The organism is Salicibibacter cibarius (assembly GCF_016495725.1).
GTDB classification, from domain to species: Bacteria; Bacillota; Bacilli; order Bacillales; family Marinococcaceae; genus Salicibibacter; species Salicibibacter cibarius.
This window is the reverse complement of sequence record NZ_CP054705.1, coordinates 559,876-582,827: the sequence shown is the minus strand read 5'-3', so window position 1 is coordinate 582,827 and position 22,952 is coordinate 559,876. Positions and strand designations below refer to the sequence as shown.

Sequence of the window (22,952 nt, the reverse complement as noted above, 5' to 3'; positions counted from 1 at the left end):
TCATGTCCTCCGCACATTGCCCAGTAAGTGACAATGCGCGGAACACTAAAGGCTTATTCAAACATAAAGTAGAACAGAACCGATACTGCAGAAACAATAACACCTACAATTAATAAAAAAGTAAACGCGGATTTATAAACTTCGGCTTCTCTGCCCTGTGCGCCTGCCGTACTCGTGCCAAGAATGACATTGGCAGGTGCAATGACGTTTCCGATCGCCGCACCGGTTGACTGGGCTGCTATGACAAGCGGCAAAGTAAGACGTTCCATCGAGTCAACCACTGCACCATGCAGCGGGGAGAAAAGCACGTTCGATGACGTGTTCGACGAGGTCATAAATGCACCGACGATTCCGATGACATTCGCCATCCCAACATAAACAGCCGGTGTTGAAAATTCTGCAATACCAAATGCAATCACATTAGTCTGGCCGGAATTTTCCATAATCATGGCCATTGTCAAAAATCCTGTTAGCGCAAAGGTTGCCCCTAAAGCTTCATTCTTCACGCCGGTAGCTATATGTTTAATCGCTCCTTTTTTCATTAACCCTAAATAGTTATACCAAATGTATGCGAACACAGATGATAAGAGCAAAAAGAATGCCGGGTGGCTTAAAGGCGCCATAGGGTTGTAAGCTTCCTCTGCCCCCACCTCAAAACCGTAGCCCGTTTCGACGGCAGGGAAGGCAAAACCGAAGGAAAATTGATTTAAAAAGTCTTGTATCGGTGTTATTCCTATACCGATAATCGATATGACCGATAATACATAATAAGGCATAAATGCCTTATGGAGAGAAATGTCCGGTTTGCTTTCTGCATCATCATCCATTTCTTTCAAAATCGTTGTCTCCTTCTCGAGACCTGTCTTCTGACTGTATCGTTTCATTCTTCCCAGTAGGAAAAGTGCACCTAAAGCCAGAGTGGCAGGGATAAACGCGCTTAATTCAGGGTTGAATGTTACAAGGGCAAGCTGGCCACCGCCTTGTATCAAGGAAATGACGACAACAGCAATCCACCCCTCTTTGATCCCTTTCCACTTTGCAAATATCCAACAGATCATAAAACCGCCAATGACGATTGGGATCCATAATAATACGCCCGTATAGAAAAGCGTCAATACTTGATTTTCAATATGTACGACATTTGTCGTCGCAATCCATCCAAGGGCAAGGGTTCCGAACATTTTTCCCCAGGCATGCCCGATTAAAGGGATGACGATCGCAGGAATCGGTTTTACACCTATCCCTACCAAAAGAGGGGCAACAATCGCGATCGGGGCTCCAAATCCTGCTACACCTTGAAGAAAAGAGGAAAAAACCCAGCCGAAGCCAAGCACTAGAAACAGATAATTTTCGCTATAGTTTTGGATCTCATGCCTGATCACTTTGAACGATCCTGATCGCTCTGTCGTATGGTAGAGCAATAACGCCGTCCAAACGACGAGCAAAATATAAAAAGCTTCCCACAAGCCTTTTCCAAACCCAACAGCCACATTATCAAGCGGTGCTTGAAATATAAAAATAGATAGAGATGCCGCAACCCCCATCGCGATCCAGCCCGAGGTGCCGCCGGACCACCTAAAAATGACAAGCATCAAAAGGAGCAGCACCATCGGGGCAATGGCAAGCGACCAATGCAAGAGATCTACCGGTAAATGACTTTCCAATCGGGAATCCTCCCACTTTATGATAATATAGGTTTTGTAATTTCTACTTTTACCAACTCAGGGCAATGCCATCCCCACGTGGATCTGCACCGGCGGAGTACACCCCGCGGTCGTGATCAACGAGGATTCCTTGCGCGTGTCCCATCAGTTGGGAGTAGGGTTCTACTTTTTCTACCATATGCCCTCTATCTCCCAACGCTTCCATTGTTTTGGCAGAAATTCTTTCTTCCAGTTTAAGCGTCGAGCTGTCCTCCCCCCATGTCTTCCCGTACAACCAACGAGGGGCTTCAATGGCCTGTTGCATGTTATAACCGAAATCAACGACGCGAGTAAATAGGGCACACTGGGTTTGCGGTTGTCCTTCGCCGCCCATCGATCCGTACAACATAAAAAGCTTGCCATCTTTCAATGCCATTGCAGGAATGATCGTGTGAAATGTCCGCTTGTTCGGTTCTAAAGTGTTTATATGATCTTCTTCAAGACTGAAGTACGATCCGCGATTTTGTAATAAAATGCCGGTCCCTTCCGGTATAAACCCTGATCCAAACTCATGATAAATGCTTTGAATAAGAGAGACACCATTGCCATCTTTATCAGTAACACTAAGATATACGGTATCCCGGCTCCCTTGTGTGTCCGGAAGTTCTTCCAAATCATCGAGGCTATAAACTTCTTCCCATGACAAATGAGTGCGTACTTTTTTGGAAAAGCTTTTTGAGAGCAGTAAATCATAAGGAACGGTGATTGAGCTCGGATCTGTCACCCATTCATCCCGATAGCGAAACTTTAATTTAGTCGTTTCCGCCAAGAGATGATAATAATCTGTTGTTCCATCACCAATCGCAGCCATATCATAACTCTCAAGCATATTTAACATCATAAGCACGGTAATGCCTTGCGTATTTGGTTTTACCTGATAAACGTCGTATCCCCTATAATTCGTAGTAATCGGATCTTCCCAATCAATTTGATGATCCTCAAAATCCTTTTTGACTAACAAACCGCCATGTTTTTCAAAAGAAACGACAATTTTATCAGCAATCGCTCCTTCATAAAAAGCTTTTCGGCCGTCTCTGGCGATTTGCTTGAAAGACCACGCCAAGTCAGGCTGGACAAAAATCTCTCCTGCTTGTATAGGGGAACCATTAGCCAAGAAAATTTTCTTCGTTTCCGGATAGACGCTCAAGAGTTCCGCTTTTTCAGCAATAAATTTGCTCGTCTTCTCCGTAAGGGGAAATCCATTTTCTGCATAATGAATTGCGTCTTCAAATAATACAGACCAATCCACTTTTCCGTATCGTTGATGAAGGGCCCACCATGCATCGACGGTACCGGGAACGGTGTTTGCTGCCAAGGGACCGCGTTCCGGGATTTTATCAAGCCCCTTTTGTATGTAGGCAGACCTTGTCGCTTCACTTCCCGATCGACCGCTACCGTTTAAGGCTTGAACTTTATTTTGTGACTGATCCCAAACGAGCGAAAACAAATCGCCGCCTAATCCTGACATATGCGGGAGAACAACACAAAGGACGGAATTAACGGCAATCGCCGCGTCTACTGCATGCCCGCCTTTTTCAAGAATCTTTTTCCCCGTCTGTGTCGCTAAATAATGCGGAGAAGTCACTGCGCCCCTTTTTCCTTCAACCACCGGTCTTCCCGTAGCCGTCAATTGATCCGTGTGCTGTGCCAATGGTATTCCCCCTTTTTTGGATGCCTTGCTCCTCCCTTCCCCAAGCATTAATTTCTCACCGTGAGAACATCGGAAGGCGTGTGATGAATGGAAGCATGGGCCACACTGCCGGTGAATAGCCGTTTCAATGCACCACGCCCGGTCGCCGCAGTGACAAGCAAATCGATATCGTTTTGAACAGTTAGCGTTTGTGGCACTTCCAACCGTGGATTGCCGTAATGGAGAATGGTCTCAACATCCTTGACTCCTTGGTCTTCTGCCTTTTGCTTGTATTTTTCCAGCATTTCCTTTTGTTCAATATCTTTATCGGATTCATTGAGTCTTTCCATCACAAGTACATCATAAGTATAAGGGCCTCCTTGGACCTCAACCACATGCGCGATTTTAAGCGTCGCTTCGTGTGTTTTTGCCACGTCGATCGCCTTAACCAAAGCGTGCTCCGATTGCTCGGAACCGTCCACGGCCACAAGGATGTTTCGATACACGGCTGCATCCGTTTCAGTTTTAACAGTGAGAACATCGCTGGATGCCCGGCGGACGCAAGCTTCCGTTACGCTCCCAACCAACATCCGTTCGACTGTGTTCAACCCGCTTCCTCCAACGACTAATAAATCTGCGTCATAGTCAACGACGAATCTTTCCGGGATTTCAATCCGGGGATTCCCTGATTGTACAACGGTCCGAATGTCTTTTACCCCAAGCGCTTCGGCTTGCATTTTACTATTTTCAACCAATTCATTTGCGTTCTTTTTGATTTCATCCCACAGGGTATCCCCATATGGACTTGTTCTTGGAAAACTGCGCGTGTCAATCACGTGAGCGATGACGAGGCCGGCACTATGTTGTACAGCGGTTTGACTTGCTTGTTTTAATGCTCGATTCGATTGTTCGGACCCATCAACGACGGCAAGAATTTGTTTGTACATGGTTATAACCATTCCTTCCTTGAAATTCGTGGTACTTTTATTATAGGAAACAAAGCTTCTCCGGGGTATTAGGGAATATCCCGATTCTTTGCAGGAGATTCCCTGATCATTTAATTGATAGATGTTGATTCAGGATAATAGAAAAAGGGTATATAATAATAGATAGAAAAAAGAAATATTGATGGTACAAATTTATCACAAGGAGGCCAAAGTTATGTACAAGCACATTCTCGTTACCGTTGACGGCTCTAAATCATCCGATCAAGCATTGACAAAAGCGGTTGACTTGGCGAAACACTACAATTCCGCTCTTTTGATCAGCCATGTGATTGATGTAAGAAGTTTCCCCACTATGGCAGGTCCTCATCACGGTGATTTGTGGTCCCAATACAATAAGACGGCCGAAGACCTGTTGGAAAAATCAAAAAAGGAAGCAGAAACTGCCGGTTTGAAACAAGTTCAAACCATTTTAAGGAACGGAAATCCCCGTTTTGAGGTTCCGGATAAGATGACGAAAGAGTATGACATAGATTTATTGATTGTTGGCGAAAGCGGAAGGAACGCGGCGGAACGAATGATCATCGGAAGTGTAACTGAAGCATGCATGCGCCGGTCCCCTTGCGATGTCCTCACCGTTAAAAACGAAACAAACGCCACGCTCTACCGGAGCATCCTCGTAGCGGTTGACGGCTCCGAACAAGCAGAGCATGCGTTAGCAACAGCCGTAGAGATGGCTAATATTCACCAGGCAAAGCTAACCATCGCCCATGTATCGGAATGGGGAACGTTCTCAAAGGATATCGCTTTCTATCAACACTCTTACGTGGCAGAAGCCCAAAAAGAGTCGGAAAATATGTTGAAAAAATACAAACAGCAAGCAGAAAGTCAAGGGTTGAAAGATGTACAAACGATTTTACGTTCCGGGAATCCGCGTCTTGAAGTCCCCCGTGTCCTCACAGTTGAAAATAACTGCGACCTTCTGATCACAGCGGAAACGGGGCAACACGCAGTATCACGATTTTTTACCGGAAGCGTTGCCGAATCAGCGGTGCGCCGGTCCCCTTGTGATGTGATTACCGTTAGAAAAACTTGACTTATCGCCAAGGATGGCGAAAGTCAAAGTCTTTTCTTATACTATCATCCGAACAATTTATACATTCTGATAGTGTGAAAAAAGAGCAAGCGGCATAGGAGGTGAGCCGGGCGCCTCATAACGCTTGTCCGAGGTTAATCATCTGCTTCGGACATTTTTTTGTTTGCCGTACCACAAACCCACGATTAAATTAGCGGACTTGCAAAAGCCTTGATTGACTATTGGCCTGCATCAGAAATTCTCTCTTTGTTCGCCATACCCATATTCCTCCCGACAGTGCTCATACCCCATTCTGAAAGGACAGGCTTCACTCTCTGGGAGAGAGGGGGTTACTTTGCTCCTCTTGTTCCTCTCGGTGCAGCTCGACTTTCGTTCGAGGGATTACTTTGCTCTTCTTGTTCCTCTCGGTACAGTTCGACCTCCGTTTGACGGATTACTTTGATCCTCTTGTTCCTCTCGGTACAGCTCGACTTTCGTTCGAGGGATTACTTTGCTTCCCTTGTTCCTCTCGGTACAGCGCGACCTCCGTTTGACGGATTACTTTGCTCTTCTTGTTCCTCTCGGTGCAGCTCGACCTTCGTTTGACGGATTACTTTGCTCCTCTTGTTCCTCTCGGTGCAGCTCGACTTTCGTTCGAGGGATTACTTTGATCCTCTTGTTCCTCTCGGTACAGCTCGACCTTCGTTTGACGGATTACTTTGCTTCCCTTGTTCCTCTCGGTACAGCGCGACCTCCGTTTGAGGGATTACTTTGATCCTCTTGTTCCTCTCGGTGCAGCTCGACCTTCGTTTGAGGGATTACTTTGCTCCTCTCCCGCCTCATTTCTTCCATCGCCATTCAATGCTAAACTATTGTAGATACCATTCATGAACTGGAGCCTTTTATCAATGACAACTGCTATTTCTAACCCGTTAGATATACAACCCGTTAGAAAAATACTGTTTCGTTACTTATTTCCATCCATGATCGGGATGATGTTAATGGCGGTGAATTACGTCGTCGATGCGGTCATGGTCGGCAACAAGTTGGGGGCGTTGTCGCTCGCGGGCATTAATATCGCAAGCCCGGTGTATACCCTTTTTGTCGGAATATCGATTTGGATTGGCGTCGGAGGGGCAACCCTTTATTCGCAACGGATGGGCGCCGGCGAACATAAACGGGCACGCCAGATTTTCTCCCACTCTGTTATGTTGATTATTGCATTAACAGCTATTGTCTGTGTAACCGCGTTAACCTTTCATGAGCCACTTGTCTTTGCCCTTGGTGCCAATGCGGAAACCGCGCCCTATGCATCCGCATACTTGAACGTCTTTTTAGTGTTTGGGCTTATTTTAACTTTGGAGAACGCTTGCAGTATTTTCGTCCGTAATGACGGAAGCCCGACACTCGCGATGGCTGCCTTGATCACAACAGCTGTTTCTAATTTCATCATGAATTTCATAATGCTGTATATCTTAGGCTGGGGGCTGCGAGAAATCGCCTTCGGGACGATGATAGCAGCCGGCTTAGGATTCCTCGTTCTCAGCATTCATTTCTTTCAAAAGAAAAACAACCTCAAGTTCGTGAAGGTTCGCTTCGAGAAGGCGTTGTTTTTGATCACGATAGCCCTCGGATTCCCGAGTTTTCTCGTGGAATTAGGCATCTCCATCTTCACAATCGCACATAATATCGCGTTTTCATGGTTGCTCGGAACCGATGGAGTCGCTGCCTTTTCCGTCATTAACTACGTGCACACGATGATGCTGCTCTTGTTTCTTGGCTTAGGGCAAGGTGTGCAGCCGGTCATCAGTTATTATCATGGAGCAAGGGCGACAGATAAAAAAAGAGAAGCGTTGCGCTTGAGCATCATGACAGGGACAGCGGTCGGGTTTGTTTTCATGATTATCGGCCAAGCGGGGGCGAATGTGATCGTCCAGGTGTTCGGGAACTTACCAGCCGAAGTGGCGGAACTCGCGCACACCGGAATTCGACTCTTTTTTCTCTCGTACCTTTTCTTAGGGTTAAATTTTGTCGCGATGACATACTTTCAATCGATCGGGCATGTAAAAAAAGCGGTGCTCATCACCGCCGGGCGCGGGATTGTGTTTATGCTTCTTTTTCTTTTTACACTCCCTTTCCTATTTGACAACACAAACGCTGCCTGGTTTGCCGTTCCGCTAGCGGAAGTTACTGTCGCCGCCCTGCTCGTCATCTATTATTTCAGAACAAAAAACGCAGCATAAGGTGACGAGGGATGACACATACTAAGCAGGAAAAAGGAGGCATAAAATCTTGGATGAACAACGAGCGCAAGAAATTGCACACTCCCCGGATATGAAGCATGTGACACATGAAGGAACCCCGATTTATATTCAACATGTTGATGAAGAAAACGGCATGGCGCGGGTTTTTCCGGTTGATCAACCGGAAAAAGAACAAAGTGTATCGGTGAATAATCTGGTGGAACATTAATCGGAATGGCCGATAAACCGTTTGTTTTGGCTGATATATTAATGTTTTCCGCTGATATATTTTAATATTTGGCTGATATCGAGGCGTTTTTGGCTGATAAAGCCTGATAAATCTATAAGGCCACTGCTTCTTGAGCAGCGGCCTCACTCTTTTTTCTTAAATATCAGCAGTCGTCCAAATGGCTTGTCCGCTTGTGAACGGATTTTCAAATACGAGCTCATATTCGCCCGATTCATTTACATCAAATGGAACTTCCCCGCGGTTGTCACGATCCGGACCAATTTCACCATCGAGAGAGCCCTCCGCTTCCGTAAATATCGTTACGTCATGAGTGTAGCCTTCGTCATCCTGAAGACTCATTTGTAGCATTGTTGAGATGTCTGCGGATTCGTCATTCGTGAGATCAAGAATGACATAATGATCATTATCCGGTGACTCAAATTCACCTCCTTCACTGGTGTAAGCGTCATTTAACGTAATATCAAACCCATCAAAGTTCATGGTGTCACCGATCGTTATTTCTTCTACCGTATAGGCATAAAGGTGACAACTACTGTCAGGGGGTGAGAAAAAATTTATGTTCTGCAGGACAAAAACCATATCCATGCCGCACATATTAGTTGCACTTATGCAAGTAAGAAAATTGATTTACTTTTTTTATCTTCCCAAACCAAGCTCCCGATAGGCCGTATCGGGAGCCTTTTTGTATGCACGATAGTTTTCTTTCGCTAAACAAATTACTTCAATGATTTTTTCCAAAATCCAAGCATAAGGCCAGTGACAATCGCGCCGACTACGATCGCGATGATATAACCGAGCGTATTCGTCACTGCCGGCGTCAACATGGTGATCAGCCCGCCGTGCCCCGCTTGTAGTGTCACACCGAAAAGCAGGGAAAGCCCTCCGGCAACAGAGGAGCCAACAATAGCAGAAGGAAGCACTCGCCCTGGGTCTGCCGCGGCAAACGGTATCGCCCCTTCGGTGACGAAGAATGAACCTAAAACATAATTAGTTCGGCCAGAATCGCGTTGTTCAACGGTAAATTTATTTTTAAATAAAGTGGTCGCGAGTGCAATGCCGAGTGGCGGAACCATCCCGCCGGCCATAACCGCAGCATGAGGCCCAAACTGTCCGGCATCAATCATGGCAAGCCCAAAGGTGAACGCCGCTTTGTTTACCGGACCACCCAAGTCCACCGCCATCATCCCGCCGAGGATCACGCCAAGGATGACAATGTTCCCGGTCTGCATGCCCTCCAGCCAATTTTCAAGGAATAATGTAAAGGCAGCGAGCGGTTCAATAAGCACGAAGTGCATGACAATGCCGATAACAAAAATACTGATCAAAGGATAAAAAAGAATCGTTTTGATGCCGTCAAACGTGGCGGGCAAACCTGAAAATAATTTTTTCAACCCTAAAATCAGATATCCGGCCAAGAAACCGGCGATGATCCCGCCGATAAAACCGGCGTCTCCCGTTGTTGCCATAAAACCACCGACCATGCCGGGCGCCAAACCGGGACGATCAGCGATGCTCATCGCGATAAAACCGGCAAGCACGGCAACCATTAACCCGAAGGCATGCTCACTGCCAATGGAATCAAGAGCGGCGGCAAATACATTATAATCCGATGATTCCGGATCGGCAGCATCAACGCCAAAGAAAAACGACAACGCAATCAAAATCCCGCCGCCAACGACAAACGGCAACATATGCGAGACACCGTTCATCAAGTGTTTGTAAAACCCGAAACCACCACCCCCGCTACCGGAGCGTGCGGTAGATTCGTCCCCACTTCCGCCATCTCCCCGATGAATAGGAGCGTCTTTGCTCATCGCCCGGTCAAACAATGAGGCAGCATTGCGAATGCCATCACCAACACTTGCTTGTATGAGCGGTTTCCCATCAAAACGGTCGGTGTCTACTTTTGTGTCAGCGGCGATGATGATCGCGTCCGCAGCGGCAATTTCTTCTGCAGTAAGGAGATCCTTCACCCCATCAGAACCATTCGTCTCCACTTTAATGCGGATGTTTCGATTTTTGGCTTCATCCTTTAATCCATCGGCAGCCATATACGTATGGGCGATGCCGGTTGGACAACCGGTAACCCCCAATAGACGGGGATATTCATTTCCCTCCGAGTCCGAGCTTTCTTCTTCGCTTCCGAGTTTCTCTTTTTCCTTCTCATCAATGGCTGCCAAGATCGTTTCTTTCGACTCCGCTTCCAGCAATTGGGCACGAAACGATTCATCCATGAGTAACGTCGACAGCCGTGATAACGTCTGCAAATGATCCTGATGGGCACCTTCACTTGCGGCGATCATGAAAAAAAGGTATGCCGGCTGCCCGTCTAGCGAATCGTAATCAACCCCTGCTTCCGAGCGTCCAAAGACGATCGCCGGCGTTTTAACGGCACTCGTTTTCGCATGGGGAATGGCAACCCCTTCACCGATCCCTGTACTACTTTCTTCCTCGCGTTTCACAATTTCCGTTGTGAATCCTTCACGGTCGGTTAAATAACCATTTTCATCGAGTTTGGACGTTAATTCCTCAATGACATCGTCCTTAGAGGTAGATGCCAAATGTAAGATCATCGTCTCCGCACGTAATAATTCAGTGATTTTCACAATGCTCCCCCCTAGAAATCTAAACGTTCACTGTGCATGGTGCTGTAATAACGATCCACATCCGTTTTCGTGCAAAACCCTTCGGAGAAAGCGCTCGCGCTCCCCGTGGCAACGGCATACACGGCCGCTCCCAGCGGATCGTTGTTCTCTTCATACTTGGCGAGAAACCCCGCGACCGTCGAATCACCGGCCCCCACGGAGTTGACGAGTTTTCCCTCCGGTGGTTCAATGTGATAGACCTTTTCCTCGTGTATATAAAGGGCACCCTGACTTGCCATGGAAACGAGGACATGGGGTATGCCGAATTCAGTTTGCAGTTTTTTTCCATAAAAAGCCGCTTGTTCCGGCGATACGATTGGAACGTTGTAAAGCTCCGCAAGTTCATAATGGTTAGGTTTAATAAAAAATGGCCGTGCACGCAACGCTTCATATAATGCATCCCCATTTGTATCGACGTAACAACGAATGCCTTTTGGTGACAATGTGTGTACAATGTCTTGGTACGTGCCGGGGGACACTGTTTCAGGTAAGCTTCCTGCCAAAACGATTGTGTCTCCTTCTTTCAACAATGTGAGTTGCTGTTTTAATGCTTCCATATTTATTGAGGAAATTTGTGGAGACTGTCCGTTAATTTCGGTTTCTGTCGATGTTTTTAATTTAATGTTCAATCGGGTGTCTCCCTCTATGGAGACAAAGTCGGTACGAATGTTCTCTGCTGCAAGGGAATCTTCTATAAAACGGCCGGTAAAACCACCGACAAAGCCAAGTGCCGTATTATCTCGCCCGAGGCGATTGAGCACCCTGGACACGTTAATCCCTTTGCCTCCCGGATACTTCAGATCACTCTCCGATCGATTGAGGCGGTCGAGTTCAAAGTCGGATATCCACACGATATAATCGACCGCTGGATTAAGCGTTAATGTATAGATCACATTTTCACAGTCCTTACTTCCGTATATTCTTGGTAATGTTCACGGTCGGTGTCCGGTGCTACGTTTGAGGTAATAAAAGCTGCTCCTGCAAGGTCGGCAACTTTTGCGAATGATACTTCTCCAAGCTTCGAATGGTCGGCGAGCACAAATGACTTAGTTCCAAGCTGAATGACGGTTTCCTTTACAATCGCTTCCTCCGGATCCGGGGTCGTATAACCAAGCCGTTCGTGGATACCGTTCATACCAAGGAAGCATTGGTCAAAGCGGTATTTCGACAACGTATCTACAACTTTTGAGCCGATAAGCGCGGCCGTTTCCTTTTTTACCTTGCCACCTGTGACATACGTTTCAATGCCATAATCAATGAGCAACTGGACATGCTGCGTCCCGTTCGTCACTACAATAATTTCTTTGCTTTCCAGAAAAGGGATCATCTCGATGGTTGTCGTCCCGGCATCGAGAAAAATACAATCTTTGTCCTGAACAAGACTAGCAGCATAGCTAGCAATCGTTCTTTTTTCCTCCCGATTTTGAGATGTTTTCTCCAAAATCGTTGGCTCTTCTTTTCTCCTTTTTACGAGGGAAGCACCCCCGTGCACTCTTTTAAGCAGTTGTTCTTTTTCCAATTCGATTAAATCTCTGCGAATGGTGGATTCTGAAGCCTTTGTTTTCTCAACCAATTGATAAATCGAAACGTTTTCTTTATCTCGTAACATTTGAAGGATTGCTTCCTGTCGTTCTACATTTAACATAGCCCACCTCTTTGTTAAGCGGTTACATCTTTAGTTTATATTCATTTTCATTCAAAGTCAATCATAAATGTTCATTATAATCCATTAATAATCAAAAACGATCAATGTAAAATTTTAGCGCCTAACCCCTACAAAAATGTCGAAGAGGTTAGGCGCTAATTTTGTTCAACGTTTATATCGCTCGTTTTGCCGTTTAAAAGAGGTGTGTAATTCTTCGCGTATGTATTGGGGCTCCAACAATTCAGTATCGAGCCCGAAACTTCGCACCCAGTGGATAAATTCTTTTGTACTTTGTAACGTCGTTGTAAGCAGCAACGAACCATTTTCCTCAGTCTTCAGTTCCATATCTGCGTAAAAGTTGAATTCCTTTACGTAGCGGGCAATGTCTTCATGAAAGCGTACGACAAATGTCGTCTCCTCCTCATCATCGGCGAAAATCGACCAACGGGCGGACAAGTAATCGTCAATGTTGAAACCTTCTTCCATCGTAAACTTTTCATTCCGGACACGTGCGGCATGAATACGATTCAGTCGAAAAATACGATAATCATTCCGAGTCGCGCAATAACCAACGACGTAAAGATGACCGCTGCGCGGCGTAATGTAATAGGGATGAATATTACGGATCGAAACTTCATCACGATAGATCGCGTAATATTCGATTTCGAGTACCCGATTTTCCGTGATTGACTGGAAAAGTGCCGGCATCACACGATTCGTATCTTTGTCTCCGGCTTGGTCGTGAAACCGAATGCGATTTCCGAGTTCCTGCCTTAATGCCGTCATATCTCCGGAATCACGTTCTTTTATAATGTCCTTCATTTTCTCGATCCCGGAACGATACGCACAATGGTATGAATGATCACGTACGGTCATATCCTGGGACATTTGGGGATAAACCGTAAGTGCGAGCCATTCTTCTTTTGACAGGTAACGAATGGGCGAATTAGGGTTCTGTAACAACCGGTAGCCATGTTTTCCTTCCGTAATGTATTGATACCCCAAAGCGTCAATCTCTTTCATATCACGGTAAATCGTTCGTACAGTCGTATGGAAATATTCGGCAAGTTCACGCACCGTCACCGTTGAATTGTCCCTTAGCAAAGTAAGATTGGTGAAAAGCCGCTCTGTTTTTGCAACATCCCTGGTCGATTCCTCCAGCTGCTCTCTCCTTCCCGACTTCAAATTATGAAAAAACACAATGGATTACACGCGATTGTACAATTCATTGAGAAGAAAACGCCGAGCTATTTGAAAAATTTCCGCATTACCCTCCCGGTTGCACGTTCGGCTGTTCCGGAAGCCTCTTACCGCTTTCTTTTAAAGACAGGCGCGTTGATTAGCCAAAATTATCCAAGCAAATGACTTAAAAAAATGAAGGCATCACTATTACCATAAAGGTAAACCCTACCAAAGGAGTGATGCCTTCATGGGACAATCTAACACACTTTTAAAGGTTTTTAAATCCTTCGTGTCGATGGAAGAAATCGAGAACATTCTTCGTTCACATGATTACCAAGAAGTCGGGCGAAAATGGCTGGGAACCGATCAAATTTTCTTTTGGCTATTGGCGTCAAGTGAACAATGGCAAAATTACCGTGAAAGCGAGAACAAACTCAAAATTGATCCGAGCCTCAAAGCCGTTGATCACACGACGTTATCGACAAAAGCTAGCATCCTTCCTTATGAAGCCGTCAAAGAGATACTGGAGCTTTTAGGTTCCCGTTTCAATCGGGAAACTCGTCGTTCCATGGACTTGCCGGTTTCGTTGGCAGCGCTGGATTCAACGACGATGACCGTAGGCGAAAACCGGCTCCCATGGGCGCCTTATCACGGGAAACGTAACGGCGTTAAAATGCATACATTTTTCCGTGTGGATACGCTGCTTCCGATCCAAGTGGAGGCTTCCAAAGGATTGACGCATGATGCGGCTGTTGCTCATTCATTTTCGCACCAATTGATCACATCTGTTCGAGACCGCGCCTATGCCACCATCCGTGATTTCGATAACCTTGAAGACGAGGACAAAGGCTTTGTGATCCGCTTGAAAACGTCCATCTATACCGAAGAGCGGGAGCCTATCCCACGTGTAACGTCTGAACATTCCAGAGTTTTCGATGATTATTCAGCGAAAATAGGGAAAGGGAAGAAGCAGTCCAATCACCGGTTTCGTATCGTTTGTTTTTATGATGATGAAGGGAATACCCTTCGGGTGGCCACAAACCTCAGCACCCTTTTTGCCGAAGATATCGCCGATCTCTATAAGGCACGCTGGCAGATCGAGCTTTTTCACCGCTTTCTCAAACAACACTTGAATCTGAATCACTTCTTTGGAACGACGCCGAATGCGGTCTATGGGCAATTATTTTGCGCCATCATGGTTTATATGGTCCTGCGATTTTTATACAACCAGCTGGCACCTGTATGGCGGATGACCCGGCGTACGTTCATTCAATTTGCACGGGAATTGATCCTTGGTACATCACCATTGGAAGTCAAAGACACCTTAGCTCAATTTCTAGATGACAGGAAGAACATGACACCTACGTAAGTAATTGTATGGAATTTAATGGTAAATCAACGCGCCTGTTTTAAAGAGTCTGTATCACAATCATGCAGGCATGACTAGGAACATAGTGCTAATTTTCACCTTTGCGATTTAAAATTCCCCCGACATTTCCCGGGAAATATCGAGGGAATTTTCCTTAAATCGCGAAGGCGTGTAGCATACGATCCAGGGCCGTGCGTGCCTCCGCTGCAGTCGCTTCGTCGACGCTGATTTCATTAACGACTCTACCTTCTAATAGTTCTTCTAAGCACCAGGTGAAATGAGCAAGGTCGATGCGGTTCATGGTGAGACACGGGCACATGTTTGGATTTAAAGACATGATGGTTTTATCTTTATGTGTGTCCGCAAGCCGTTGCACGAGGTTCATCTCTGTTCCAATTGCCCAGGTAGTGCCGGACGGTGCCGAGGCAACTGTATCAATAATTTTCTTCGTTGATCCATCCTGATCTGCGGCCTGGACGACTTCCCAGCTGCATTCCGGATGCACCATCACTTGCAAATCTTCATACTCCTCGCGCAATGTTTCCATATAATCGACCGTGAACTTCTCATGAACCGAGCAGTGCCCCTTCCAAAGAATCACTTTAATTTCATCATGGGGCTCGCCCTCGAATGTTTCCCGAATCGGATCCCACACAATCATCTGCTCAAGCGGAATACCGAGATCATAAGCAGTGTTGCGGCCGAGATGCTGGTCCGGCAAAAATAACAGCCGTTCCTTGCGTATGAGTGCTTCTTTAACCATCTCCGACGCGTTTGAAGATGTAACGGTCGCTCCACCGTGACGCCCGCAGAATGCTTTGATCGCCGCCGTACTGTTTACGTACGTGAGTGGCAAGATCGTGTCGCCAAATTGTTCAGTCAGCGCTTCCCACGCACGCTCGGTCTGATGAATGTCTGCCATGTCGGCCATGGAACAGCCGGCGCGCATATCGGGCAAGATTACTTTTTGGGCATCTGCCGTTAAAATATCCGCCGTCTCAGCCATAAAATGCACTCCGCAAAAGACGATGTAATCGGCGATAGTTTCAGCTGAACGTTGCGCCAATTGCAATGAATCACCACTGGCATCGGCAAAAGCAATGATTTCATCACGTTGATAGTGATGGCCGGGGATAAATAGGTGTTCTCCGAGTTTTTCCCGCGCTGCCCGGGCGCGTGATTGTAACATCTGCTCATCCATTTTATGGTATTTTTCAGGCATTGCTTCTTTTTTTATGGCATCAAGCAAAGACATGATATGCTTCCTCCTTCATGTGAGTCATACTAATATCCAAAGCTTGAGCGGAATGTGTAACATAACCGAGCGATATAAAATCTACGCCGCAGCCGCTATATCCGGGAAGGGTGTCCGGGGAAATGCCGCCGGATGCCTCGGTCTTGATCGTTTTCGGGACGTGGCTTTGCCAATGACGAACGACGTCGGGGGGTGCATTGTCAAACATGATCACATCCACTTGCGCAGCCACAGCATCCATGACTTCCTGTTCATCGCGGGTTTCCACTTCAATTTTCACAAGCGGACCAACGGTTGCTTTTACTCTTTGCACCGCTGTGTGGATAGAACCACCACAAGTATCAATATGGTTGTCCTTGATCATCACCGCATCATAAAGGCCATATCGATGATTGGCACCTCCGCCGCAACGAACAGCGTATTTTTCGAACATTCGCAACCCCGGTGTTGTTTTGCGGGTATCAGAAATTCGGATCTCGGGGTCATTTAGGTCAGCAATCGCCTGTGCTGTTGCTGTAGCAACCCCGCTCATACGTTGAATGAGATTGAGAAGAACGCGCTCGCCCTGGAGAATAGAAGCTGCCGGCCCTTTCATCCGCGCAAGAAGTTCCCCTTCATTAAGCCTATCTCCATCTGATTTATAGACTGTTACATCCGCCTTTTCATCCAACAATTCATATCCAAGTGACAACAATTCAATGCCTGCGAGGGTTCCGGATTGTTTGGCAATCACATCAACCGTTGTCGTTTCGTCCTTTAGCCAACTCGTTGAAACATCACGTTCCCCAATGTCTTCAATAAAAAATGATTGTAGTTTTTCTTTTGCTTTTAAAAGATTCATGTTGCTAATTCCCCTCCTTCGTTTGTTTTATGGACCACGTGAGCGATACGTCCTGCCATGAAGCATCTTTGACCGGATGATCTTCCCGATAATGGCTGCCGCGTGATTCCGTGCGCTTTAAGGCAGCATTCGCGATCATCCCGGCAACGAGAGACATGTTGTGGCGTTCTTGTATTTCCGGATCGTCACTTTCATAGCTTGATTGAAAAGATAACCTGAAAAAATCACTGGCCTCTCGTAGCGTTTGCTCATCGCGGGTGACCCCGCACGCCTCATCCATCACCTGCCTGATTTCGAACTTCGTCGGGGGTAGTGGCGACTTTTGTAACGATTGTTCGACCGGATTCCCGAAAACCTTGCCCGGACGCTCCAACAACTTACGACCAACACTGCGGCCAAAAACGACCGCTTCCAATAATGAATTGCTTGCCAAGCGGTTCGCGCCGTGCACCCCTGTCGATGCCACTTCACCGACCGCGGACAATCCGGGGACGTTCGTCTCCCCATCAGGCATTGCAACGACCCCACCCATCACAAAATGAGCACCGGGCGCAACAGGCAAGCGAGACGTGTAGCCGTATGTTTTACACAATGAAGCGACACCGGGAAAACGTTCTGCAAGATTTAAAACCGGTGTAACGTCGAGAAATACATCTTCGCCGTGACGCCTCACGCTGTGAATCGCGCGAGCAACAACATCACGCCCCGCCAAATCTCCTTTCGGATGGTTCGCCATCAACCTAACATTGTCCGCTGTCACCAATCGGGCACCGGCGCCCCGCACTGCTTCCGTAATCAAACCGGCAGTTCCTGTTTCTGTCGCAAAAAGCGTCGGATGAAACTGGACAAACTCCATGTCCCGCAAGATGGCCCCGGCACGATAAGCGAGCGCGTACCCATCCCCGGTGGCAAAGGGTTGGTTCGTCGTTTGCGAAAACAACTGACCCCCGCCTCCAGTCGCGAGCACGATATGGGCGCCATATCGGAAATGAATGTTGCCTTGTTTGTTCACCGTTTTCACACCAACACAATTGCCTTTTTCTTTTAATATGGATAAAACCGTTTCTTCGTTGAAAAATTGCACATGTTTACGTACCCGCTTATGTAACGTATGGATGAGCGCCGCCCCGGTCCGGTCCCCGCCGGCATGCACGATGCGCGGATAGTCGTGGGCACCTTCTTTGCCGAGCTTTAAGTGAGACCGTTCATCCCGGTCGAATAAAACGCCCCACTCGACAAGCATTTGAATGGCATCCCTTCCTGCTTTCGTCATCGTAGCGGTGTTGTCCAGATCATTGTGCGCATGCCCTGCTTCCAATGTGTCCCTCCAATGGTTTTCCCAGCAATCCTCCTTTGTGATCGCCGCGGCAACACCTCCTTGCGCCCGATAAGAGTTGGTGTCGGTTGTTTCTCCTTTAGAAAAAATACCTACATCTAAATGACGGCCGATTGTTTCTGCAACGACCAAGCCTGCCAATCCACTCCCAATGATAAGAACATCAAACACGTCTTTTCTAACAACCATCATGCTCACCCATTCACAAAGTAGGTTAATATTTGCTAATGTCTTTACACATATCTTTACATAAAATGAATGCTATGACAAGATGTAAAATAGATTCATTTTCTAAACGCCATTGCTATCTAGAAAGGATAAAAATTAATGATATACTTGGATTATGCGGCGACCACACCAATGAGCCCGGAAGCGCTGCACGTTTACCACGAAGTTGCTGATACCTATTACGGAAACGCCAACAGTCTTCATACCCGCGGAACGGATGCGGCCAATGTGTTGCAGGCAGCACTCGCCACGCTGAGCCAAACGATCGATGACACAAGTGTTACGATTACCCGAAGCGGATCCGAGGCCAACCAACACGCCATCCATCGCTTCTTAAGCGCGAGACAGTTTCAAGGCCACATCCTTACATGCCGCGCGGAACACCCTTCGATTCGAGATTATTTGCGCACCCTCGACGAACAATACCCGACGCTACATGTGGAAAATGTTCCCCTCGATGAACGCGGAAACATTCAGCCGGGAGACGTAGAAACGCGACTAAAACCGGACACTATTCTTGCAACATTTGCCCACGTTCAACACGAGATCGGTACCATTCGCGATATTCGCGCCATCGGAACGGTGCTCGCCCGTGCCGATGTTCCTTTCCATAGCGACTGCGTGCAGTCTTACGGGAAAATCCATATTCCCATGCAAGATGCACGTTTATCGGCGATCAGCACGGCTGCCCATAAAATTCAAGGCCCGAAAGGGCTTGGGGCTGTCTTTTTTTCCAAAACGGTTGAACCAAGCAATGGCCTTCCTCCGGGCACCACTGATGTGGCCGCGATCGCGGCGTTTGCCGAAGCTGCGGATGTGCAGGTGAAAAAGAGCCCGAAAGCGTGGACACATATACGTACGTTACGTGCTAAAATGGAAGAAGAATTGCCGGCTGATTTTCAGGTACTCGGGGAGCGGACGCCGGTAAAGCAATCGCCTTACATTCTCGGGCTTTGTTTGCCGGAAATAGAAGGGCAGGAGGCGATGCTCGCGTGTGATCGAGAAGGAATCGCGATCGCGACGGGAAGTGCCTGCCAAAGCGGGGTCGACCAACCTTCGGAAACGTTGCTTGCCCTTGGCCATAGCCCCGATACAGCACGCACATTCGTCCGCTTATCATTCGGCTATGAGACAAATTTCGCGGAAATCGAAGAGGCGGCTAAGAAATTAATGAATATTCGACCAAGGAGAGCGAAAAATGCCCAACGGTAAAAAAATAAATGGCGAAGAACGCCGCAAGCGGATCGCCGATTTGCTAAGAGAAGAATCCGAACCGCAAAAAGGAGGAGCTTTGGCGGAAAAGCACGGGGTGAGCCGGCAAGTCATCGTCCAGGACATCTCACTGTTAAAAGCAGCGAATTACCCGATTATCGCGACGCCGCAAGGCTACATTTATAATCGGCCCCGAGCCGACATGGAAAAAGCGACGGGCGTGATTGCTTGCCGGCATTCGAAAGCGGAAATGGCGGAGGAATTGAATATTCTCGTCGACCACGGGGTGCTCGTCAAAAACGTGACTGTGGAGCACGCCGCGTACGGAGAGCTTTCCGGCCAATTGATGATTAAAAGCCGCAAAGATGTGGAACGGTTCGAGCAGTTGATGAATGAACAGGAAGCGTCGTTGCTTGCCGATCTCACCGATGGCTTGCACCTTCATACCGTGGAAGCCGACGACGGGCAAACGATCGAGGAGGCGAAACAGGCGTTGAAAACAAAAGGGTTTCTCGTCGAGCATTAAAGGAGGCATGATTTCTTGCGAGTCGTAACCGGAGAAGAAATGGGAAAAGTGGACCGCTACGCGATCGAAGAACTTGGCATACCGGGAGCGATGTTGATGGAAAACGCCGGGCGGGCGTTTACGGAACGATTGCTTGTCCATTATGGTGCCGATAAACGTTTTCTCGTATTGATTGGAACCGGAAATAATGGAGGCGACGGTTTCGTTATCGCACGCACACTTAAAAGTTTGGGCCGCTCCGTTGACGTATGTTTGATTCCTCCTGAAGAAAAATTGAAAGGCGACGCTAAATGGCACAAAGAATTGTACGAGCGGGCCGGATACACATGGGCAGCGTTTGACCCGGGTTTTTTTCAACAAGCGGATGTTGTCGTTGACGCATTGCTCGGGACCGGGATTTCCGGAGCTATCAGGGAGCCGTATCGCGAGATCATTCAGGCAGTCAACGAAGCGGGTTTGACCGTCGTGGCGGTCGATTTGCCGAGTGGCGTGCCCGGCGATGACAGCCCGGTGCCTGAGGGCGCCCTTGTGGCAGACCGAACCATTACGTTGCAGCAACCGAAGTTGAGTTATTATGTATATCCAGGACGGGGCTTTTACGGAGAGGTGGAGACCGCGCCCATCGGCATCCCTCCGATTGCCCTTGATAAAACCGTTTCAACGCAGCGGGCGGTCTGGATGCCGGCGGACGTCAGCACCCATTGGCAGCCACGATCGGCCGATTCCCATAAAGGTAGCCACGGGAAAGTCGGGATCATCGCCGGAAGCGAAACGATGCCGGGAGCAGCCGCCTTAACCGCGGGCGCAGCGGTGAATGCCGGCGCCGGCTTAACAACCGTCAACATCCCTCCGTCGGTGATTCCCTCGGTTGCCGTTCATGTTGCGGAAGCGACTTATTTTCCTCGCGATGATAAAATCGAAACCTTTTATGAAAATAAAGATGGTATCGCGATCGGGCCGGGGATCGGCTTTGACGCCAAGGGGCGGGAAACACTGGCGACCCTTGTCGATCAGTTTGAAGGGCCGCTCATCGTCGACGCCGATGGCTTGCACGTATTGGCCGAGATGCTTGAAAACGTACGGGCGCGTGAACGTCCGCTCATTATTACACCACACCCGGGAGAGATGGCGGCGTTGATTGATACGACGCCGGGAGAAGTGAATCGTCGTCGCTTCGAAGTCGCGGAAACCTTCGCGCGTGAGTACGGCGTGTATGTCGTTTTGAAAGGGCCTTGCACACTAGTCGCGACACCGGGCGGCGAAACATGGATCAACGATACCGGCAATGCCGGCCTGGCGAAAGGCGGCTCCGGCGATGTGCTCACGGGGATGATCCTCGCGTTTGTTGCGCGCTATAGAGAGGTGCAACCGGCGATCTCTACCGCTGTTTGCTTACACGGGTATAGCGCGGATTATTTGCTTGAACGAGGTGTTCCGGCGGAAGCAATGACCGCTTCGCAGATTGTAAAGGCGCTGCCGGATACGTTGATGGCGGTGGATCGTTGGCATTGATCTCATGACGACCGTACGACCGTCGCTTTCCTGATTTCGGTCGCCATAGAGTGGTCATGACGACCGTACGCGCCTCGATTCCGTGATTTCGGGCGCCATGACCCGTTCATGACGACCAAACGTGCGCTAATTCCTCGATTTCGGGTTCCATGAGGCCTTCATGGTGCGCGAACACGATCCAATTCATTAGATTCGGGTTTCATCATCCGTCCATAACGATACTATCAAGCAATAAAAGAACCCCGGGGAGGCTCCGGCATGGCAGAACTTACATTTGAACATATCTATAAACAATTTGACGGAGATGTAACCGCAATTTCCGACTTTCATATGGATGTTGCCGATGAAGAATTCATCGTTTTAGTCGGGCCGTCAGGTTGCGGTAAATCCACGATGCTTCGCATGATCGCGGGACTTGAGCGAATAACGGCAGGATCCTTATACATTGATCAAAAATATGTCAACGATATAGCTCCCAAAGACCGCGACACTGCGATGGTATTTCAAAGCTACGCTTTATATCCTCATATGAACGTTTTTGACAATATGGCTTTTGGCTTAAAATTACAGAATCTCTCCAAAGCAGAGATCAAGGCGCGCGTGTATAATGCCGGTCACATCCTTGGTCTGGGCGATTATTTGCAGCGGAAGCCTAAAGCGCTTTCCGGCGGCCAGCAACAACGGGTAGCATTGGGGCGCGCGATGGTAAGTAACCCGAAAGTTTTTTTGATGGATGAACCGTTATCCAATTTGGATGCGAAATTAAGGGTACAAATGCGTTCGGAAATCATTAAGCTCCACCAACAGTTAAAAACAACAACGATCTATGTCACCCACGACCAAACAGAAGCCATGACGATGGCCTCGCGCATCGTCGTTATGAAAGATGGGTGCATCCAACAAATCGGCACGCCCGGAGAAGTGTATCTTCATCCGGAAAACACCTTTGTCGGCGGCTTTATTGGCTCCCCTGCCATGAATTTTTTACAAGGAACGATTAGTGAGGGCCATTTCCGAGGCGGGAACCAACTTGCATTAAAACTTCCCGAAGAACGCCTTGGCAACCTGAAAACATATGAAGGGAAAGCAATAACCCTAGGCATCCGTCCGGAAGATTTGCATGATGAACATTCCTTCCCGGGTTCCGTAGCAAACGTAACCATTGACATCGCAGAACTCACCGGTTCAGAAGTTGTTCTCTATACGCACATCGATAACCAAGCCATAACCGCCACCGTAAATCCGCGTCGTCATTTCGCCCAGGGCGACCAAATCGAACTTAGCTTTGAGATGGGCAAAGCACATTTTTTTAACCCAAACAGCGGGAAGCGGATAAAATGATGTACGCTTTGTAAC

Annotated in this window: 19 protein-coding genes; 8 read left to right on the top strand and 11 right to left on the bottom strand. The window is 47.9% G+C overall.

Going from position 1 to position 22,952, the window contains the following annotated elements:
* Positions 1 to 53 precede the first annotated feature (53 nt).
* The 3 genes from HUG15_RS03075 to HUG15_RS03065 are packed head-to-tail and all read right to left on the bottom strand — an operon-like array spanning position 54 to position 4,280.
* Positions 54 to 1,664 carry an L-lactate permease gene (locus tag HUG15_RS03075; protein WP_200126934.1) on the bottom strand — a complete coding sequence of 537 codons (1,611 nt, stop codon included), beginning with the start codon at positions 1,662 to 1,664 and terminating at the stop codon, positions 54 to 56.
* Between the two features lie 49 nt (positions 1,665 to 1,713).
* A complete protein-coding gene (ggt, locus tag HUG15_RS03070; protein WP_246516470.1) occupies positions 1,714 to 3,354 on the bottom strand; it encodes a gamma-glutamyltransferase in 1,641 nt (546 codons plus the stop codon).
* A 47-nt stretch (positions 3,355 to 3,401) separates the two neighbouring features.
* On the bottom strand, positions 3,402 to 4,280 hold the full coding sequence (locus tag HUG15_RS03065; protein WP_200126930.1) for a universal stress protein: 879 nt from the start codon (positions 4,278 to 4,280) through the stop codon (positions 3,402 to 3,404).
* Positions 4,281 to 4,494: 214 nt separating this feature from the next.
* Between HUG15_RS03065 and HUG15_RS03060 the strand changes: the two genes are divergently transcribed.
* The 3 genes from HUG15_RS03060 (at position 4,495) to HUG15_RS03050 (ending at position 7,824) form a co-directional block, all read left to right on the top strand.
* On the top strand, positions 4,495 to 5,373 hold the full coding sequence (locus tag HUG15_RS03060) for a universal stress protein (protein ID WP_200126928.1): 879 nt from the start codon (positions 4,495 to 4,497) through the stop codon (positions 5,371 to 5,373).
* An 887-nt stretch (positions 5,374 to 6,260) separates the two neighbouring features.
* The gene (locus HUG15_RS03055) at positions 6,261 to 7,595 is read left to right on the top strand and encodes an MATE family efflux transporter (protein WP_200126926.1); all 1,335 of its coding nucleotides are present in this window, start codon (positions 6,261 to 6,263) and stop codon (positions 7,593 to 7,595) included.
* 49 nt (positions 7,596 to 7,644) lie between these two features.
* Positions 7,645 to 7,824 (top strand): small acid-soluble spore protein H, encoded by a 180-nt coding sequence (locus HUG15_RS03050; RefSeq protein WP_200126924.1) that lies wholly within the window; start codon positions 7,645 to 7,647, stop codon positions 7,822 to 7,824.
* 156 nt (positions 7,825 to 7,980) lie between these two features.
* Here the strand turns inward: HUG15_RS03050 and HUG15_RS03045 are convergent, their stop codons facing one another.
* The 5 genes from HUG15_RS03045 to HUG15_RS03025 all read right to left on the bottom strand — a co-directional run bounded on the left by HUG15_RS03045 (position 7,981) and on the right by HUG15_RS03025 (position 13,335).
* On the bottom strand, positions 7,981 to 8,439 hold the full coding sequence (locus tag HUG15_RS03045) for a DUF4352 domain-containing protein (protein WP_200126922.1): 459 nt from the start codon (positions 8,437 to 8,439) through the stop codon (positions 7,981 to 7,983).
* Between the two features lie 122 nt (positions 8,440 to 8,561).
* Positions 8,562 to 10,451 carry a PTS fructose transporter subunit IIABC gene (locus tag HUG15_RS03040; RefSeq protein ID WP_200126921.1) on the bottom strand — a complete coding sequence of 630 codons (1,890 nt, stop codon included), beginning with the start codon at positions 10,449 to 10,451 and terminating at the stop codon, positions 8,562 to 8,564.
* An 11-nt stretch (positions 10,452 to 10,462) separates the two neighbouring features.
* Entirely contained in the window at positions 10,463 to 11,383 is a 921-nt protein-coding gene (pfkB, locus tag HUG15_RS03035; protein ID WP_200126920.1) for a 1-phosphofructokinase, read from the bottom strand.
* On the bottom strand, positions 11,380 to 12,135 hold the full coding sequence (locus tag HUG15_RS03030; RefSeq protein WP_200126919.1) for a DeoR/GlpR family DNA-binding transcription regulator: 756 nt from the start codon (positions 12,133 to 12,135) through the stop codon (positions 11,380 to 11,382). The genes pfkB and HUG15_RS03030 overlap by 4 nt, the downstream gene beginning before the upstream one ends.
* Before the next feature lie 165 nt (positions 12,136 to 12,300).
* Complete coding sequence (locus HUG15_RS03025) at positions 12,301 to 13,335, bottom strand: helix-turn-helix transcriptional regulator (RefSeq protein WP_211202329.1); 1,035 nt, start codon at positions 13,333 to 13,335, stop codon at positions 12,301 to 12,303.
* 229 nt (positions 13,336 to 13,564) lie between these two features.
* On the opposite strand from HUG15_RS03025, the gene HUG15_RS03015 reads away from it, so the two are divergent.
* Entirely contained in the window at positions 13,565 to 14,686 is a 1,122-nt protein-coding gene (locus HUG15_RS03015; RefSeq protein ID WP_200125136.1) for an IS4 family transposase, read from the top strand.
* A 154-nt stretch (positions 14,687 to 14,840) separates the two neighbouring features.
* Here the strand turns inward: HUG15_RS03015 and nadA are convergent, their stop codons facing one another.
* The 3 genes from nadA to nadB are packed head-to-tail and all read right to left on the bottom strand — an operon-like array spanning position 14,841 to position 18,307.
* On the bottom strand, positions 14,841 to 15,941 hold the full coding sequence (nadA, locus tag HUG15_RS03010; RefSeq protein WP_200126916.1) for a quinolinate synthase NadA: 1,101 nt from the start codon (positions 15,939 to 15,941) through the stop codon (positions 14,841 to 14,843).
* Entirely contained in the window at positions 15,928 to 16,782 is an 855-nt protein-coding gene (nadC, locus tag HUG15_RS03005; protein ID WP_200126914.1) for a carboxylating nicotinate-nucleotide diphosphorylase, read from the bottom strand. The genes nadA and nadC overlap by 14 nt, the downstream gene beginning before the upstream one ends.
* A gap of 4 nt (positions 16,783 to 16,786) precedes the next feature.
* Positions 16,787 to 18,307: an L-aspartate oxidase gene (gene nadB, locus HUG15_RS03000; RefSeq protein ID WP_200126912.1), complete on the bottom strand. Its 1,521-nt coding sequence runs from the start codon at positions 18,305 to 18,307 to the stop codon at positions 16,787 to 16,789.
* Between the two features lie 138 nt (positions 18,308 to 18,445).
* Between nadB and HUG15_RS02995 the strand changes: the two genes are divergently transcribed.
* The 4 genes from HUG15_RS02995 (at position 18,446) to HUG15_RS02980 (ending at position 22,937) form a co-directional block, all read left to right on the top strand.
* Positions 18,446 to 19,558, top strand: coding sequence for a cysteine desulfurase family protein (locus HUG15_RS02995; RefSeq protein ID WP_200126910.1), 1,113 nt, complete (start codon positions 18,446 to 18,448; stop codon positions 19,556 to 19,558).
* Entirely contained in the window at positions 19,545 to 20,084 is a 540-nt protein-coding gene (locus HUG15_RS02990; protein ID WP_200126908.1) for a transcription repressor NadR, read from the top strand. The genes HUG15_RS02995 and HUG15_RS02990 overlap by 14 nt, the downstream gene beginning before the upstream one ends.
* 15 nt (positions 20,085 to 20,099) lie before the next feature.
* Positions 20,100 to 21,596, top strand: a complete 1,497-nt coding sequence (locus tag HUG15_RS02985) for an NAD(P)H-hydrate dehydratase (RefSeq protein WP_200126906.1) — start codon at positions 20,100 to 20,102, stop codon at positions 21,594 to 21,596.
* Positions 21,597 to 21,854: 258 nt separating this feature from the next.
* On the top strand, positions 21,855 to 22,937 hold the full coding sequence (locus tag HUG15_RS02980; RefSeq protein ID WP_200126904.1) for an ABC transporter ATP-binding protein: 1,083 nt from the start codon (positions 21,855 to 21,857) through the stop codon (positions 22,935 to 22,937).
* The last annotated feature ends 15 nt before the right edge of the window (positions 22,938 to 22,952 follow it).

Excerpts from the sequence above, each read along its gene's own strand:
- HUG15_RS03030 (WP_200126919.1), bottom strand. The coding sequence starts at position 12,135 with ATGTTAAATGTAGAACGACAGGAAGCAATCCTTCAAATGTTACGAGAT.
- HUG15_RS03065 (WP_200126930.1), bottom strand. The coding sequence starts at position 4,280 with ATGTACAAACAAATTCTTGCCGTCGTTGATGGGTCCGAACAATCGAAT.
- HUG15_RS03015 (WP_200125136.1), top strand. The coding sequence starts at position 13,565 with ATGGGACAATCTAACACACTTTTAAAGGTTTTTAAATCCTTCGTGTCG.
- HUG15_RS02990 (WP_200126908.1), top strand. The coding sequence starts at position 19,545 with ATGCCCAACGGTAAAAAAATAAATGGCGAAGAACGCCGCAAGCGGATC.
- nadA (WP_200126916.1), bottom strand. The coding sequence starts at position 15,941 with ATGTCTTTGCTTGATGCCATAAAAAAAGAAGCAATGCCTGAAAAATAC.
- HUG15_RS02980 (WP_200126904.1), top strand. The coding sequence starts at position 21,855 with ATGGCAGAACTTACATTTGAACATATCTATAAACAATTTGACGGAGAT.
- nadB (WP_200126912.1), bottom strand. The coding sequence starts at position 18,307 with ATGGTTGTTAGAAAAGACGTGTTTGATGTTCTTATCATTGGGAGTGGA.
- HUG15_RS03045 (WP_200126922.1), bottom strand. The coding sequence starts at position 8,439 with ATGTGCGGCATGGATATGGTTTTTGTCCTGCAGAACATAAATTTTTTC.
- nadC (WP_200126914.1), bottom strand. The coding sequence starts at position 16,782 with ATGAATCTTTTAAAAGCAAAAGAAAAACTACAATCATTTTTTATTGAA.
- HUG15_RS03055 (WP_200126926.1), top strand. The coding sequence starts at position 6,261 with ATGACAACTGCTATTTCTAACCCGTTAGATATACAACCCGTTAGAAAA.
- HUG15_RS03060 (WP_200126928.1), top strand. The coding sequence starts at position 4,495 with ATGTACAAGCACATTCTCGTTACCGTTGACGGCTCTAAATCATCCGAT.
- HUG15_RS02995 (WP_200126910.1), top strand. The coding sequence starts at position 18,446 with ATGATATACTTGGATTATGCGGCGACCACACCAATGAGCCCGGAAGCG.